Origin of the sequence: Clostridium tyrobutyricum (genome assembly GCF_019144085.1) — a bacterium.
Classification (GTDB): domain Bacteria; phylum Bacillota; class Clostridia; order Clostridiales; family Clostridiaceae; genus Clostridium_B; species Clostridium_B tyrobutyricum_A.
In genome coordinates, this window is sequence record NZ_JAHHUY010000013.1 from 1 (window position 1) to 17,364 (window position 17,364).

The following is a 17,364-nucleotide window of genomic DNA, read 5'->3' on the forward strand; positions in this document are numbered from 1 at the left end:
TAATTTTTTAGTGCGACAGCCCCCCACTTTTTTATTCAAATATATTTTTCACTTTATTTAATATTTCATAGTTGGTTAAATCATAATGAAGTGGAGTTAAAGTTACAAATCCTCTTTTTACGTAGTATAGATCAGTTCCTTCTATATCATAACCAGTAAGTTTCCCTTTCTGATAAAAACCTTTATTATTATTTTCATCCTCTTTTTCTATAAAAAAGTCATCGTACATTTTAAAACCAGTTCTACATACTTTCATACCTTTGATTTCTTCTCTTTTTACATTTGGTATGTTTAAATTCAACACAACATCATCTTTCAAATACTTCTGTCCAGCTATATTCAAAACCTTGTTTGCATAATCTGCAGCGATGCTATAATCATAATCCTGATTCCTGGTATCCATTGAAACTGCCATAGATGGTATTTTACATATTGCAGCTTCAATTGCAGCAGATACTGTGCCAGAATAGACTACATCTATACCTATATTATATCCCTCATTTATACCGGATATAACCATATCCACTTTTCCATCCACAAGTTTATCTACTGCAATTCTCACACAATCTGCAGGTGTACCATCTATACTATAGGCTTTAGACTTCAGCCCATCTATCTTTTGTTCCTTAACTTCAATTCCTCTTCTGACTGTGATAGAATGACTGCTTGCACTTCTTTGTTCACTAGGTGCTGCAATTATTATTTCATTATCAGCTTCAAGGTGTCTAGCCAACGTATGGATGCCTTCAGCATTTATTCCATCGTCATTAGTTAATAATAATTTCATATTTTACCTCCGATGCTATCAATTATTCAATATTTACATTTCTAACATGCTCTGTTCTTAAAAGATTTACCATTATCTGCTTTACCTCGTCCTGTTCTCTAGTATATAATCTGAATATAATTCTAACTTCTGAGACATTATTGACTTTATGATTTCTATTTACTTGTATGTTTGACACCCTTACTTTTGAATTTTTAAGTACATCAAGTACAGGATTGATACCATCAACTGATACATCCGCTATACCTGTTGAGTACATAACGGACTTCTGCATTTTATTGAATATTTCAAGTCCTATAAGTATCAATGCAGTAGCACTTACTCCCGGTATATACATTCCTGCACCGATTGCAATACCTATTCCTGCCGTAGCCCACAATCCTGCAGCAGTAGTAAGCCCTCTGACATTTTGATGTTCTACTATTATTGTACCTGCTCCAAGAAAACCTATTCCACTTACTACCTGTGCTGCAACCCTGCTTGGATCCAATGAAACAGATTTGGTATTTATTAAATCCATGAATCCATATTTTGAAACTATCATAATAAGAGCGCTTCCAAGTGCAACTACAAAGTGAGTTCTTAATCCAGCTTCTTTATAATGGCTTCTTCTTTCAAAGCCTATTAAAGATCCTAATATTCCTGAAATCAGCAACCTTAGCATCAATTCCCATTGATCCATTATATCTCCCCCTTTGGTCAATTAACAGTTAACACTTATCAACTGATTGTTCTATTTCCTTCCATATTTCCACTGCACTTTTTTTCTCAAAATTATTATATCTACTTCCCTTGATTAAAGTATCAAATTGACATATTGATGAATAGAGACAGAAATCACATCCTTTTCTCACATTGTCTTTATAAGGACATACTTCTATATCACCTTCAAGTATTCTTTCACACAGTTCTGACATAAGCTTTCTAACATATTTTCTAAGCATGCTAAATTGGTTCATAGTCGCAACAGAGGATTTACCGGAAGAAATATTTCCATCCTTTTTTAAAGAGGCAGGTATTATATTGGATGGTCCACTTATCTCATTATCCATATCTTTTATTATATCCGAATCATCTAAAAGCAATCCATTCATCCTGAGACTCTTCATTATGTTCTTTTCTATTTCATTATAGGTAATATTGCCTTTTCCATTTACTATAGGATCATCCAGTTTAAAGTATAATATGCCGCCTGGAATAGCTGCCTTATTCATTTTAGGTTCAAGTTCTTCCAGTATTACATCCAAATATACCAGAAGTTGTATTTGAAGTCCATAGTATAAATCCGAAATATTGAATTCTTTTACCCCTGATTTATAATCTATTACCCTAAGATAGTTTATTCCATCCTTTTCCATCATGTCTATTCTATCAACTCTTCCTACAAGTTCAATATCTTCTCCTGAATGCAGCTGTACAGAAATCGGAGGAAAATCTCCAGAATTTCCAAACGATACTTCATAACCTGCAGGATTAAATTTACTCTTCTTTATATGTTCTGTTATAAGCCATACTGCTCTTGTAATCACCCTATTTATTCTTCTTGTAACATGTCTGTATCTACTTGAACTATTTAATATGGATTCGCTTCTGTTATCCAAAGTAGTCTTGATAATTTCAGATACTTTTTCGCTGCACCATTTTTTATCTATATCCCTCCAGGTTAAATTTTCTTCCCTCAATTTCTTGGAAAATATCTCAATCATGCTGTGCATAAAACTTCCAAGATCAGGAGGACTCAGGTTATATATTTTTCTCTGTTTGGCCTTCAATCCATATTGTACAAAATATGCAAAAGGACACTGTACAAACTGCTCAAGTTTTGACACACTCATGTTCATATGTCTTCCATAGAGTTTTCTAACCTTTGATGTATCTGCAATTTCAACTTCATTTGTATAATAAAATCCCTGCAATACATTATTTAATTTTTCATGCCAATTTTCATTAGTGCTGTACCACCTGTATACATCCATCCAAATAGAATTTTCTAATTTTTCGCTTGAAGTATGTTTGGTAATGCTTTCTATAAGTCCGTTAAAGGTGGCATCTGGCACACTTATATTGTTTATGTCATTAAATATTTCCTGATCCATTACATCGCTTTGTTCTATTAGATATGGAAATAATTTTTTTATTCTGGAAATTATAATAGAAGGTCTTTTGGTCTTTCCATTATCATCACCCATGGAATAACTAAGCCTAAGATATCTATCCATTATAGTTAAAGTTGTATACAGCAAAAATTGTTCTTCAAAAGCTTTAGTCCTTGCGTTTTCAGCAATCTCTATACCTCTCTCTTTTAATTCTTCTCTGTCTGCATCTGTAATTACCCCATTTGATGGTATTGGAGATGGAAAAACTCCATCATTAACACCTATTATATAAAGTGCTCTAACATCATGACTTCTAATTCTTGTTACATTTCCAACCAAAACTTGGTCAAGTGCAGGTGGTATTACACCTATTTCATACTCTTTAAATCCTGAAGTCAAGACCTGTGCAAATGTATTCAAACTAAAGCTGTCCTTCCCTATTGTATCTACTATTTGATCAAGTGTATCCACAACTATATCCCATATCTGGCTGTATTCATTTGCTGTATCAAGTTTGGATTCCTGCTGAAATTTTCCTATAATATTTTCAACTTTTTCCGGTATTTTAATATCACATAAAAATTCATAGAGCCCTCTGCACTTATCCTCTCCATTTTTTCTTCCCTTGATTGACTGTGACAGTCTTATAATGGGTTCTCTTACCCTATCTCTTATTGAATTTATTTTTTCCATAAACTCTTCCATGGAAGAATTCTCTTTATCTTCATTTATACTATATATGGTTTTGAATTGCCATGGCTCCTCCCTAAGCCACACAGAGCCCTTTATTCCATTTTGGAGAATATAGTTTTCAAGTATATCTATATCCGACAGTTCTATATCAATAAGCCCGGTTTTCAAGTATCTAAACACAGATTCATAAGACCAGTTTTTTGATATTATTTCTACAACAGAAATTATTAGAACTATAATTGGATTACTGTCAATACTTCTTCTCTTATCTATAAAGTAGGGTATGTTGTACTGATTAAATACCGCCTTTACTATACTTTCATATCCATCAAGATCGCCAGTTACTACTGCAACATCCTTAAATCTAAACTTTTTGTCCCTGCATATTCTAATTATATCACTGGCAGTGTTGCTTACTTCCGTATACTTGTTCAATGCCTTAAGTATATTTATATTATTGGTATTATATTTATATTCAACATAAGGATAAGAAAATAAATAATGCTCTAAATGTTGAAGTTCTTTGTTGTCTTTGAATTTATAACATGGACTGCTATTTAGCACAACTGGTTTTTCATAAGATATATTATTTTTTTCACACAATTCAAGAAGCTTTTTTTCTGTAAGTTCGGTAGGAAGGAAAAGATCTGTGCCTGCAATCTCATTGAAATCCATACACAATGTGAAATTGACTTTACTGGACTTTCTCATAATCTTTTCTAAGATTCTATACTCTTGGGGTGTAAAACTTGAGAATTCATCTACCCATACTTCTGCTCCAGAAAACATTTTGGATTCATCCAATTTTTCAGCAAGCATGCTCAACATATCCTCTTCATCTATATATGCACTGCTCAATCTATCCTGAAATTCTGAAAGTATTACTATTATATCTTCCATTTTACTTCTTAAACTAACATTTTCTATTCCATCTAAACTTTCTCTCAATATATCCGCAGTTATATTATATTTTTTCAGTTCCTTTATAGTATTGGACATATTTGATACCAAGCCCTGATTTCGAGAAGTTTTTTTGAATACCTTAAGATTCTCTTTATTTTCTTCTATTATCTTATATATGAGAATATTCTTTCCTGAATCATTTATATGTCTGTTTATACCTCCGCCTACTTCATCTAGAACATGATCTGCCATTCTTCTGAAACTCAATACTTGTGCCTTAAGTATTGAGCTCCCACCTGCAAATTCTATTAAATTTTTTTCTGATTGAAATGAAAACTGCTCTGGTACCAAAAGTATAAGAGAATTAGTAGAATTATATTCGATCCTTTTCTTTATACTTTGAAGACAATAATGGCTTTTTCCACTTCCCGATTTGCCATATATGAATTTTATACTCATGGAAACACCACCTCTATTCAATTCAAAATTATTCGATATACAGATTGCAATTACTAATTTTACATTATATATACATATATTAAATAAAGCCCTGCAAATATGCAAGGCTTTATTTAATATATGTTAAAATTTTAATTATTAAATAATTTTTTCATTACTTCATAATCATCTGTAGTTATAGGTCTAAATTGATATCCCTGATTCTTTAATATCTTAATTACTATAGGAAGTGCTTCCACTGTAGCCTGTTTAGTTGATGCATCATGCATCAGTATAACCATTCTTTTTTGTCCCACATCATATTTTTTAAAATTATTTACTAAGACATCTACCTGTGGATGCTGATATTCACCATCACCAGTTTCTTCATTCCAATCTATATATTTATATCCTGAATTTTCTGCTGCCTTCTGATAAGATAATCTATTAAAAGATCCACCTGGAAATCTTATAAGCTTTTTATCATGGTCTCCTATTACCGAAGCTATTATATTTTCATTTTTCTTTAAATCATTTAAAAAATTATCCTGGCTTGAATACAAATATCCATAATCATGGGAATAAGTATGATTTCCAATAGTATGTCCTTCTGCTTTTTCACGCTTTAACATTTCAGGATTTTGTTTAACCATACTTCCTATTACAAAAAAAGTAGCTTTAATATTATTCTCCTTCAATATATCCAATATTTTTGGAGTATTATTGGCACTCGGTCCATCATCAAAAGTTAAATATGCTATTTTAGCATCTGGTGATAATTTTGGTAAATCAGTCTTCTTTACAACATTACTTTGTCCACTTTTGTTATTGTTATGTTTCCCCTGAGCTTTATCAGGAGCATCCTTACTTGCCGCTATCTCTTTATTATCCGCAGTATTATTGTATTCCGCCAGTTTAACTCCTGCAAAAGATGACATACAAAACAATACAACAAATAACAAACCAATAGTAAATATAAAGCTATGCTTTCTTCTTTTTTTCTTCATAATATATGTTTGTTCCCCCTTGTGCTTGTACATTATATATCCATTTTATCACAATAAACTCTATCAAAATGTACAAACCTACAACAAAGGGTTACAATTTAGTTACAATTTAGTTACACTTTTTTAAGATTCTTTTTTGTATTGGAGAGCTGCCTTGCCTTCGTCACCACTGCTTATTCTTATAATGTTCTCCACATTATATATAAATATTTTACCATCTCCCATATTCCCTGAATACAATATCTTCTTAGCTGTTTCTACAACAGTTTCTACAGGTATTTCACAAACTACAACTTCAACTTTAACTTTAGGGAGTAAGTTTATATCCATAGTCACTCCACGATAATATTCCTTGTGACCTTTTTGCATTCCGCAGCCTAATACATTTGTTACAGTCATACCTGTTATTCCAATATCACCTAGAGCATTTTTCAATTCCTCAAATTTACCCTGTGAAGTAATAATGTCTATCTTAGTAAACTTTTCAGCCATTTGATTTTCCTCCTCAAATAAACATATTCAATATATAATATATTATGCAGTTATATAAAATTTAATCCAAGTAAAAAATATTTTTAGCCGTTCATTCCTCCGTAAGCTTCTTCACTATGCTGAGTAACATCCAAACCTGTCTGTTCATCAATTTCTGATACTCTTATACCACTTACTGCTTTAATTATCTTGATTATTATAAATGTAACTACTGCAGAATATGCAATCGTTGCTAAAATAGCTGCTATCTGAATTAAAACCAATTTAGGATTTCCATGTATTAATCCATTTGCACCTCCTGAATTTATAGCCTTCCATGCAAATATTCCTGTAGCAATTCCTCCCCAGATTCCTCCAACGCCATGGCATCCAAAGGCATCTAGTGCATCATCGTATCCTAACTTTGCTTTCATAAATGTAACTGATGAATAACATATAATTCCACCTATAAATCCAATAAGTATTGAAGCCAATGGGCTTACAAATCCTGCTCCCGGTGTTATAGCTACAAGCCCTGCAACTATTCCACTTGCAACTCCAAGTGAAGTTATTTTCTTTCTATATATATATTCACTTGCACTCCAAGCTATAGCTGAAGCAGCCGCTGCTGTATTGGTAGTTATAAATGCATTTACAGCTATATCATTTACCCCAAGTGCACTTCCTGCATTAAATCCATACCATCCAAACCATAGTAATGCAGCTCCTAAACAAGTTAATGGAAGATTGCTAGGCTTGCCTATATTTTTTCGTTTTCCAAGTACAAGTGCTACAACAAGTGCAGATACACCGGAACTTATGTGAACTACATCTCCACCTGCAAAGTCAAGTGCTCCAAGATTTTTAATCCAACCACCTGCTCCCCATACCCAGTGAGCAAGAGGATCATAAACAAAAGTTGTCCAAAGTATAATGAAAACTATCCATGGGATAAACTTCATTCTCTCTGCAATAGCTCCTGATATAAGTGCTGGTGTTATTATTGCAAACATCATTTGAAACAGCATAAATACTTGCTGAGGTATAGTAGCTGAATAATCTCCATTTGGTAAAAATCCTACACCTTTTAGTCCTGCAAAATTAAATCCCCCAATAAATCCTCCAATATCTGTTCCAAAACTCAACGTATATCCTATGAGTATCCATTGGATAGATATTATTGCTAATGCTGAATAGCTGTGAAGAGTAGTGTTTAATGTATTTTTTCCCCTGACCATTCCTGAATAAAATAATGCCAATCCTGGTGTCATTATCATTACTAGTGCTGCACAAATAATTACAAATACTGTATCTACTCCGCTTATTGCGCTCATTAAAAATACCTCCCTTATAAAAATGTAAATATAAACTAATGCGTTTTCTAAAGTTTTGTTTATTTAAGTGTTTTTTTGTTTACTTTAGAAAACTTATTTATATAATACACATTTTTGAGGAATTTATCAATAGTTTTATGAAAACTATATCATTTTTTTAATTTTTGAATGTTTTTATTTGTAATTTAATGTTGTTGACTTTCATAATTCTTTTTGCTCTACTTTTTATTTTTAAATAGCTTATCCCAGTTATCTATATAATTTCCCATAGCCCACTGTGCCATAACTGAAGTTTCTCCATTTTTCAGTTTAAAAACAGTCTGAAGTTTTCCAATACCTCTATTATTTAAAGAAAATACTTTTATATTATTCTCAGTTAATATTACAATAAAGTCCCTATTTGGAGATGTATAAGCATCCAATACATCTGGAACCTTATTTTTTATAACATCAAAACCTGGGTATAAATCATCATAGGTTGCAATTTCTTTATTAGGTTCAGCATATACAATATCAAAATCCCCACAGCTTATCCTGCCTCTAAGTATCCATCTACCGCTTCTCCTGGCCACACCCCAATTAGTTCCAATATTATTCAAAGTAATATTTCTTCCTGATTTTCCAATTCTTTTAATGTATACTTCGGCACTTAACTTTAGCATCTCCCCGGATCTTTTATCAAATGCCTTGGAAAAATCAACTTTGTTTCCATCTAAGTTGTCTATTGGAAGAACACTAAAATATCTATTTTTCACTTCTGAATTATCCAATGAAATATATTCATTTCCTACAAACATTATTTCACTGCTTGTATTCTCAATATCCCTCACTACAACATTTGACTTATTCGATTTAGAATTGTCCTTAATAAGGGGTGAACCCCAGATTATATCTCTCTCATCATTTTCATCATACTTTTTATTTACACCAATTTCCCAAAAGCCACTTTTCCTTGGAACAATTATGTTTTTTCTCTGTTCAATATGATGTATTTGATTATAAGAACTACTTATCCAGAGAGTTCTATAATCATACCCTCCTGTATATAAATTTTTGCTTTTAAGCCCCAGCAATAATCCAGATTTGGAGGTAATATCTCTTTGGTTTTTCGGCACCTCTACTCTAAAATCCTTGCCTCTTATGTTATTCAGTACCGTTTTATTATTTGAACTGCCATCCCTTGTAAAGAAAAGCGCTAGTCCATCACTGAACTTCATAATTACATCGTTATTAATCTGTATGAAATCGTCAAAAAAATTATTATGTGAAGATACAGTAATTACTTTTACTTGTTTTTCATCTATGCCCAATAGATCAGGCTCAACTTTAAAATTTTTTTTAAAATACTTTTCACTGTCTACCACTTTTACTTTAAATTCAGGATCTTTACAAATTAAATTATAGTATTTAACTTCATTTCCATTAAAGCTTATCTTTTTATTTATACTTTTACTTATTTCATCTTGAGACACATCTGAATCCCCTATAACTAAATACCTGCTTGCAGTCCAAGTTCCTTTAATAGGTAGATCTATAGTTTTTCTAAGTGCTATATGAGGATTTAATGAAGAATTTATATTTTTATAAACTACTAGAATCAAAATTACTACCAAAATTGCCACTAAGATATTTATCTTTTTCAATAAGACCACCTTTTCCATTCTCTCTTATATATTAATCCTCATCTATAGGTATAGAAACTTTTACCTGTGTACCTTTTTTATATTCACTGTCTACATAAAGCTTTCCATTATGTAGTTCAACTATTTCCCTGCATATAGAAAGTCCTATTCCATTACTGGATTTATCAGTTTTTCCCTTGAAAAATTTTTCAGTGACTCTTGGAAGTTCATCTTTGGGTATACCAATGCCATTGTCTTTTACAATTATAATAAGGTTATTGTATTCCGTTTTAACTGACAATTCCACAATTCCATCTTGAGGTGTGAATTTAAAAGAATTATCAAGAAGGTTTGTCAAAACTTGTTTTATTCTGTTTTCATCTAACAGAATAGGAGGTATACTATGCTGAACTTTTACTTTAAAATTAAGTTTTTGACGTTTTGCTCTAAGTGATAGCTGTTTATACATATATTTTATAGTGCTTTTTATATCTATATAGTCCCTGTTCAAAGTTATCTTTCCAGATATGAATTTTGAAAAGTCCAAAAGTTCCTCCACCATCTTAGTCAACCTGTCACTTTCTTTTTCTATTATTTCAAGACCATCCATTATTTCCTCTTTATCATCCAGATTTCCTGTGCGCATAGTGGTTGCCCAGCCTTTTATAGATGTTAAAGGTGTTCTAAGTTCATGTGATACGGATGCTATAAACTCATTTTTCAATTTTTCATTCTGCAGTATTTTATCTGCCATAAAATTCAATGTATCTAAAAGAGTTCCTATCTCATCATCTCTTTCTTTTTTCACTCTCTCATTGAATCTTCCTTTTGCTATCTTGTTTGCCATATCTGTTAACTGCCTTATAGGTTTGGTTATAGTATTGGATATGGCAATACTTATAATACCAGTTATCAATATTACAATAAATCCTATAAGTATCAACATAACTGCTATCTTCTTTATTATATGATTTACACCTGACAGAGAAGTTACAAATCTTATAATACCTTCTGTATTTCCGGATGTTTTAAGAGGGCTGGATACACATAGTAATTTTTCTCCAGTATTTTTATCTGTTTCTATTGAAGAGCCCACATCTCCCTTTAATGCCTCATCTATGTCATCACCCTCCATTGTTCCAGGTATATAATTTCCTATGGAATCCATAAGCATTTTTCCAGACGGACTTATTATCTGAACTTCTGCAGAAGTATTTTTCCAGAATATATCTGCATTATCCATTATGTTCTTTTTTAAACTGGATGATGATAAATAACTATTATAAAAATCTACAGAGACTTTGATTTGATTTTTTACCATATTTTCCATATTTATATAATAATACCTGCTTATAGACATTATTAAAAATGTCTCAAGCACAAATACAGTCATGACAATTATAATAAGATAACTTCCTATCATTCTCTGTTTTATACCATTATTCAACATATTAATTCTTTCTCCATCTATATCCTACACCCCATACAGTTTCAATAGTTTTAGGATGTGACGACTCCTCCTCTACTTTCTCTCGAAGCCGTCTTATATTTACGTCCACTATTTTAGTATCCCCAATATAATCATAACCCCATACTAAATTCAAAAGTTCATTACGACTAAGGGCTTTTCCAGGATTATTCATAAATATTTTCATAAGCATGTACTCTTTTGGTGTCAAATCTATTTCCGCATCATCTTTGTAGGCTTTCATGGCTCTATCATCTATTTTATAATTTCCCAATACAATTAAATCACTTCTATTTTCCTGACTGCCTATCCTTCTCAAAAGGGAATTTACTCTAGCTATTAATTCCAGTGGATTAAATGGTTTTATCATATAATCGTCGGCACCAAATTCCAATCCCATTATTTTATCCATATCCTGACTTCTCGCCGTCAATATTATTATGCCCATTTGGGGAAATTCACGCCGTAAAATCTCACAGGTTTTAAAACCATCTATTCCTGGAAGCATTATATCCAGAATAGTTATTATAGGTTTATCTACCCTGGCCTTTTCTATGGCTCTCTCTCCAGATTCTGCTTCAATGACAATAAAGTTGTTTCTCTTAAAATTTATTTTCAGGAATCCTCTAATAGATCCTTCATCTTCTACTATAAGAACTTTCTTCTTCATAATTAATACTCTCCTTATTCCTGTTATAAACAATCGAATTTCTTTCATTGCTAATAATTATAACATTTTTTAATATTCAATTCATATACTCATATTTATACAAATATATGTTTATAGTAACTCTATAATGGCAATATCTTATAAAAACACATTAAAAAAGAACCAGATTAACTAAAAGTTATTTCTGATTCTTTATTATTAACTATGCAACTTCAAATTGGCTGTTATAAAGATTTGCATATATTCCATTTTTCTTGAGCAGTTCTTCATGATTTCCCTGTTCAACAATATCACCATGATCCATAACAAGTATCAAGTCGGCATCACGAATAGTAGATAAACGATGTGCTATTATAAAGCTTGTTCTGTCCTTCATAAGATTGTTCATAGCTTTCTGAATTTTTAACTCTGTACGAGTATCTACTGAACTTGTTGCTTCATCAAGAATAAGTATTTTAGGATTTGCAAGTATAGCCCTCGCAATAGTTAACAGTTGTTTTTGTCCTTGAGACACATTGGATGCTTCTTCGTTCAATATCATGTTGTATCCAGCAGGAAGTGTACGAACAAATCCATCTACATGTGCCGCTTTTGCAGCTTGAACTACTTCCTCATCAGCCGCATCAAGTCGTCCATATCTTATATTTTCCTTTATGCTTCCATTATAAAGCCATGTATCCTGAAGAACCATTCCAAATATAGAACGCAAATCTCCTCTAGTAAAATCTCTTATATCATGACCATCTATAAGTATTGATCCATCATTTATATCATAAAAACGCATAAGTAGTTTAATTATAGTTGTCTTGCCTGCTCCAGTTGGTCCAACAATTGCAATTCTCTGTCCTGGTTTAATAGATGCCGAAAAATCATTTATTATGATTTTATCTGTATTATATCCAAAATGAACATTTTTAAACTCCACACTTCCATTTACATTTTGAAGCTTTACAGGATTGCTGACTTCTGGAATTTCCTCTTCTTCTTCCAAAAATTCAAATATACGTTCCGCTGAAGCCGCAGTCTGTTGAAGTATGTTTGAAATATTGGCTATTTGTGAAATAGGCTGCGTAAATGAACGAACATATTGTATAAATGCCTGAATGTCACCAACTTCAATAGTTCGCTTTACTGCAAGCCATCCTCCAAGTATACATATTCCTACATAGCCAAGATTACCTACAAAATTTATCATAGGCATCATTATTCCTGATAAAAATTGTGATTTCCAGGCCGAACCAAACAACTGTCCATTCATTTTATTAAATTTATGAACACTTTTTTCTTCACCATTGAAAGCCTTCATTACAATATGACCGCCATACATTTCCTCAACATGTCCATTTAAATGTCCCAAATAATCCTGCTGCTGTTTGAAGTACTTTTGAGAGTACTTGACAATAACAGTTATAAGGCCTATGGATACGGGGATTACGCAAAGTGCCACAAGTGTCATCTGCCAACTTATACTAAACATCATAGCAAGTACACCTATAACCATTGTAACTGATGTAATAATCTGACCTAAGCTCTGATTTAGGGTTTGACTTAAAGTATCAACATCATTTGTAACACGTGACAATACTTCTCCATGATTTGTTCTATCAAAATATCCTAAAGGCATACGGTTAATTTTCTCAGAAATATCTTTTCTAAACTTATAGGTTACCTTCATGGATATTCCAGACATAATCCATCCCTGAATATATCCAAACAATGCACTTATTACATACAACACAACAAGTAATAAAATTATCTTTCCTATATAATTAAAATCTATATTTCCAGTTCCTGATATTTTTGCCATTACACCTTTAAACAACTTTGTAGTAGCATGGCCAAGTATTTTAGGCCCTACTATAGAAAATATGGTACTTACAACAGCAAATATCAATACAATAACAAGTGATAATTTATAATCACTTAGATAAGAAATAAGCTTTTTCATAGTAGGTTTGAAATTACGAGCTTTTTTACCTACATTTCCTACAGCTGCAGAAGATCCTACTTTACTTTTTCTATTTTCACTCACGCCAATTCCTCCTCAGACATCTGTGATAATGCAATTTCTCTATAAGTTGGACATATTTCCATAAGTTCTTCATGGTTTCCCATCCCAACCACTCTGCCTTCATCGAGTACTATTATTTGTTCCGCATTTTTAATAGTGGAGATACGCTGCCCAACTATAAAAATAGTACTTGATTGTATTTCAGAACTAAGTGCCTTTCTAAGTTTTGAATCTGTTTTAAAATCAAGAGCAGAAAAACTATCATCAAAAATATATATTTTCGCCTTTTTTACTAAAGCACGAGCAATTGATAATCTCTGTTTCTGTCCTCCTGAAACATTTGATCCTCCTTGAGAAATTTCACTTTCAAGCCTGTCTGGCTTTTCATTAATAAATTCTTCAGCCTGTGCAATTTTTATTGCCCTTTCCATATCTTCCTTATTTATATTTTCATCTGCATATTTTAAATTTGATTCAATAGTACCTTGAAAAAGTGATCCTTTTTGTGGTACATAACCTATTAGATTTCTGAGATCATGCTGGGTAATATCTCTTATATCCATTCCATCTATAAGTATTTGTCCATCAGTTACATCATAAAAACGTGGAATTAAATTAATAAGAGCAGACTTACCTGAACCCGTTGAGCCAATAAAGGCTGTTGTCTGGCCTGGAAGTGCTTTGAAATCTATATCTTTTAATGCATATTCCTCTGCTCCATCATACTTAAAAGAGACATTCCTAAATTCCACTAAACCTTTTACATCACCATCAAGTTTCTTAGGTTTTTTAGGATCTAAAATAGATAATTTAGTTTTCAACACTTCATCAATTCTCTGTGCTGATGCAGATGCTCTAGGTATCATGATAAACATAAACGACATCATGAGGAATGCAAACATAATCTGCATTGCATATTGCATAAATGCCATCATATCTCCAACCTGCATATTTGAATTTGCAATCTGATGGGATCCTACCCAAACTATCAACACTGTAATTCCATTCATTATAAACATCATAGCTGGAAACATAATTGACATTACACGATTTACAAAAAGGTTGGTATCTGTTAACTCTTTATTGGCATTATCAAATCTCTTCTCCTCAAATTTCTGTGTATTAAATGCTCTTATTACCATCATTCCTGAAAGATTTTCACGTGTAATAAGGTTTAACTTATCCAGCATCTTCTGAATGAGTTTAAATTTAGGAAATGCAATTGCAAACACGGTTATAATAAACCCTAAAAGCACTATGACTCCCAATGCTATAATCCATGTCATGGATGGACTTTTGCCAACAGCTTTTATAACTCCTCCAATTCCTAAAATAGGAGCATATATAATAAGCCTTATGGAAAGAAATAGGACTTGTTGTATCTGAGTTATATCATTGGTAGTTCGAGTTATCAATGAAGCTGTTGAAAATTCATCAAATTCTTTACTTGAAAAGCTTTCAACTTTCGTAAATATATTTCTACGCAGATTCCGTGATACACCAGCAGCAACTCTTGCAGCAATAAATCCCACTATTATTGTACAGGCTGCACTGAGCAAAGATATGAGAAGCATAATTATACCTGTATGGATAATATACTTATTTTGTATTTTATCCGTATTCATACCCAAAGAAGCATATTCAGATTTGACTGAACTTGCAGCTGCCTGAACAATCATACTATCTCCCATAGAAGTAAATTTTTCACTCATATATGAACTTATTTTTGCACGCTCAGGTTCTGGTAATTTTGAAAACATTGCAAATAAATCAGTATTTGCAGGTATCTTTTGCCCATTAAAATTAATGAATCCATTTTTCGCAGTACTTTTCAGGTTATCAACGCCAGACACTGAAAGAAAGGCCTTTCCAATTATAGGGTTTATTTTGTCAGTTTCAGATTTGTCAATATTTTTTAAAGCATATATAGGCTCATCTTTTAATTTAGGATACTTTTTAACATATTCATTATAATCTGAAGATGATTTATCTATCAATTTATAGTTTTTCATAATTTCAACTTTGTCATTTTTATTTACAAACAGTGTAAGTTTATTCATTTCACTTGATCTAATTGCCTGTGGAACTGAGTTTTCAATGCCACCCTGCTGTATTCCAACATTAACTATGTTAGACACGTAATCAGGTAGTGCCAAATCACTTCCTGCCTGTACAAAAAGTAAAATTATTGCACATATGATTGATGCAATAAATGGTTTAAGATGCTTTATCAATTTAAGCATTATGTCATTCACTCCTTATTTTTTCTATCTATTACCTTTTCAAGTGTTAGCAATCCTTTTTTTATTACATCCATTTCTTCAGGAGTTGCACTGCTAATTATAAATTGAACGGACTTCTCGATTCTATCTCTTTTGGCTTTGCCAACTTTCTTTAATTTAGAAGTTACTTCAACATAAACAACTCTTCTATCATCCTTACTTCTAATTCTCTGTACATAATCCTGTTTTTCCAACCTATCAACAATTCCGGACACAGTACTATTAGATAAACTCATTTTGGAACTTAAATCACTTATTTTCATCTTTCCATTATGAAATAAAATCATAATCAGCATTATCTGTGGTCCAGTTAAATTAAATTCTTTAAAATGTTCTTCCATATTCTTATGAATATTATCCATAACTTTTTTAAACACTCTAAATAAAGACAATGTGTCTTTCACCCGATTTATATTTGCATCCATTTCACCTCTCCTTTCCTATGAAAACATTTTACATGCTAATATTTCATACGCATATATTTCGTATGCAAAATATATTTTAATCCTTCACTACTTTTTAGTCAAGTATTTTTTTATTAAATAAATATGAATAAAAAATAAATAAGGAATGCCTCATGAAGACATTCCTTATTTATTGTATTCTATTTTTTAGGAACTCCTTTGGAAGACTTATCCTGCTGGAGTATATCTGCAATAGCAGCCATATTTCCAAGAGATGATATGGACTCATTTGGAAGTATGAGTTTGTTGGCAGGATTCTTTGCCATTTCTTTAAGTGCTTCTATCTGCTTTAATGCAATTACCTTTTCATCTGTTCCAGAATCAATTATAGACCTGTTGACAAGGTTTATAGCCTTTGCATCTGCTTTTGCAACCTCTTCAATTGCAACAGCTTTACCTTCTGCTTCTAAGACTTGAGATTGTCTAAGACCTTCCGCTCTTCTTATATTAGCTTCCTTTTCAGCTTCAGCTTGAAGTATTTTTGCCTGTTTCATACCCTCTGCTTTTGCTATTTCACTCTGCTTCTGGCCTTCAGCCTGAAGTATGACAGCTCTCTTGTCTCTCTCGGCTCTCATCTGCTTCTCCATTGCCTGTTGTATTTCAGCTGGAGGAATTATATTCTTGATTTCAACAGACAATATTTTTATACCATAAGCATCTGTTATATCATCTACTACTTTTAAAAGTTCTCCGTTTATCTTGTCTCTTCCAGACAATACCTCATCCAAACTCATATCTCCTACTATATTTCTCATATTGGTTATAGTTGAAAATATTATACCTGCCCTATAATCCTCTATATTGTATATAGCTTCCTTGGAATTCAATATTTTATAGAAAATTACATTGTCTATGGATATCCTTACATTATCCTTTGTTATAACTGATTGAGGTTCAATATCAAGAATTTGCTGCTTTGTAGAAACTTTTCTTCTTAAAAAATCAATAAATGGAATTATAAAATGCCATCCAGGCTGAAGTGTTCTATGATATTGTCCAAACCTTTCTATTAAACTTACATATCCTGTATTAACAACTTTTATAGAAGATACAACAGCAATTAATACAAGTACAATTATAATTATTAAAACAATAGTGCCTATCATATAAATCATCTC

Annotated in this window: 13 protein-coding genes; all 13 read right to left on the minus strand. The window is 32.0% G+C overall.

The window, feature by feature from the left end; all coding sequences use genetic code 11:
• Positions 1 to 31: 31 nt before the first annotated feature.
• The 13 genes from surE to KM800_RS07540 all read right to left on the minus strand — a co-directional run bounded on the left by surE (position 32) and on the right by KM800_RS07540 (position 17,352).
• Positions 32 to 787, minus strand: coding sequence for a 5'/3'-nucleotidase SurE (gene surE, locus KM800_RS07480; protein ID WP_217812528.1), 756 nt, complete (start codon positions 785 to 787; stop codon positions 32 to 34).
• 22 nt (positions 788 to 809) lie between these two features.
• Positions 810 to 1,469, minus strand: coding sequence for an MgtC/SapB family protein (locus KM800_RS07485; protein WP_217812529.1), 660 nt, complete (start codon positions 1,467 to 1,469; stop codon positions 810 to 812).
• A gap of 28 nt (positions 1,470 to 1,497) precedes the next feature.
• Entirely contained in the window at positions 1,498 to 4,938 is a 3,441-nt protein-coding gene (addB, locus tag KM800_RS07490) for a helicase-exonuclease AddAB subunit AddB (RefSeq protein ID WP_217812530.1), read from the minus strand.
• Between the two features lie 131 nt (positions 4,939 to 5,069).
• On the minus strand, positions 5,070 to 5,924 hold the full coding sequence (locus KM800_RS07495) for a polysaccharide deacetylase family protein (RefSeq protein WP_217812531.1): 855 nt from the start codon (positions 5,922 to 5,924) through the stop codon (positions 5,070 to 5,072).
• Positions 5,925 to 6,047: 123 nt separating this feature from the next.
• Positions 6,048 to 6,416 (minus strand): P-II family nitrogen regulator, encoded by a 369-nt coding sequence (locus KM800_RS07500; RefSeq protein WP_017750430.1) that lies wholly within the window; start codon positions 6,414 to 6,416, stop codon positions 6,048 to 6,050.
• A gap of 83 nt (positions 6,417 to 6,499) precedes the next feature.
• Entirely contained in the window at positions 6,500 to 7,729 is a 1,230-nt protein-coding gene (locus KM800_RS07505) for an ammonium transporter (RefSeq protein ID WP_254906490.1), read from the minus strand.
• Positions 7,730 to 7,947: 218 nt separating this feature from the next.
• Positions 7,948 to 9,381: a hypothetical protein gene (locus tag KM800_RS07510; RefSeq protein WP_419195461.1), complete on the minus strand. Its 1,434-nt coding sequence runs from the start codon at positions 9,379 to 9,381 to the stop codon at positions 7,948 to 7,950.
• Between the two features lie 22 nt (positions 9,382 to 9,403).
• Positions 9,404 to 10,801: a sensor histidine kinase gene (locus tag KM800_RS07515; protein WP_217812533.1), complete on the minus strand. Its 1,398-nt coding sequence runs from the start codon at positions 10,799 to 10,801 to the stop codon at positions 9,404 to 9,406.
• A 1-nt stretch (position 10,802) separates the two neighbouring features.
• Complete coding sequence (locus KM800_RS07520) at positions 10,803 to 11,489, minus strand: response regulator transcription factor (RefSeq protein ID WP_217812534.1); 687 nt, start codon at positions 11,487 to 11,489, stop codon at positions 10,803 to 10,805.
• 202 nt (positions 11,490 to 11,691) lie between these two features.
• Positions 11,692 to 13,521: an ABC transporter ATP-binding protein gene (locus tag KM800_RS07525; protein ID WP_217812535.1), complete on the minus strand. Its 1,830-nt coding sequence runs from the start codon at positions 13,519 to 13,521 to the stop codon at positions 11,692 to 11,694.
• Positions 13,518 to 15,743: an ABC transporter ATP-binding protein gene (locus tag KM800_RS07530; protein WP_217812536.1), complete on the minus strand. Its 2,226-nt coding sequence runs from the start codon at positions 15,741 to 15,743 to the stop codon at positions 13,518 to 13,520. Before KM800_RS07530 ends, KM800_RS07525 begins: the two co-directional genes overlap by 4 nt.
• A gap of 8 nt (positions 15,744 to 15,751) precedes the next feature.
• Positions 15,752 to 16,207 (minus strand): MarR family winged helix-turn-helix transcriptional regulator, encoded by a 456-nt coding sequence (locus KM800_RS07535; protein ID WP_217812537.1) that lies wholly within the window; start codon positions 16,205 to 16,207, stop codon positions 15,752 to 15,754.
• 179 nt (positions 16,208 to 16,386) lie between these two features.
• Positions 16,387 to 17,352, minus strand: a complete 966-nt coding sequence (locus tag KM800_RS07540) for an SPFH domain-containing protein (protein ID WP_217812538.1) — start codon at positions 17,350 to 17,352, stop codon at positions 16,387 to 16,389.
• Positions 17,353 to 17,364: the final 12 nt, after the last annotated feature.

Excerpts from the sequence above, each read along its gene's own strand:
- KM800_RS07495 (WP_217812531.1), bottom strand. The coding sequence starts at position 5,924 with ATGAAGAAAAAAAGAAGAAAGCATAGCTTTATATTTACTATTGGTTTG.
- KM800_RS07530 (WP_217812536.1), bottom strand. The coding sequence starts at position 15,743 with ATGCTTAAATTGATAAAGCATCTTAAACCATTTATTGCATCAATCATA.
- KM800_RS07520 (WP_217812534.1), bottom strand. The coding sequence starts at position 11,489 with ATGAAGAAGAAAGTTCTTATAGTAGAAGATGAAGGATCTATTAGAGGA.
- KM800_RS07535 (WP_217812537.1), bottom strand. The coding sequence starts at position 16,207 with ATGGATGCAAATATAAATCGGGTGAAAGACACATTGTCTTTATTTAGA.
- addB (WP_217812530.1), bottom strand. The coding sequence starts at position 4,938 with ATGAGTATAAAATTCATATATGGCAAATCGGGAAGTGGAAAAAGCCAT.
- KM800_RS07485 (WP_217812529.1), bottom strand. The coding sequence starts at position 1,469 with ATGGATCAATGGGAATTGATGCTAAGGTTGCTGATTTCAGGAATATTA.
- KM800_RS07500 (WP_017750430.1), bottom strand. The coding sequence starts at position 6,416 with ATGGCTGAAAAGTTTACTAAGATAGACATTATTACTTCACAGGGTAAA.
- KM800_RS07515 (WP_217812533.1), bottom strand. The coding sequence starts at position 10,801 with ATGTTGAATAATGGTATAAAACAGAGAATGATAGGAAGTTATCTTATT.
- surE (WP_217812528.1), bottom strand. The coding sequence starts at position 787 with ATGAAATTATTATTAACTAATGACGATGGAATAAATGCTGAAGGCATC.
- KM800_RS07540 (WP_217812538.1), bottom strand. The coding sequence starts at position 17,352 with ATGATAGGCACTATTGTTTTAATAATTATAATTGTACTTGTATTAATT.
- KM800_RS07505 (WP_254906490.1), bottom strand. The coding sequence starts at position 7,729 with ATGAGCGCAATAAGCGGAGTAGATACAGTATTTGTAATTATTTGTGCA.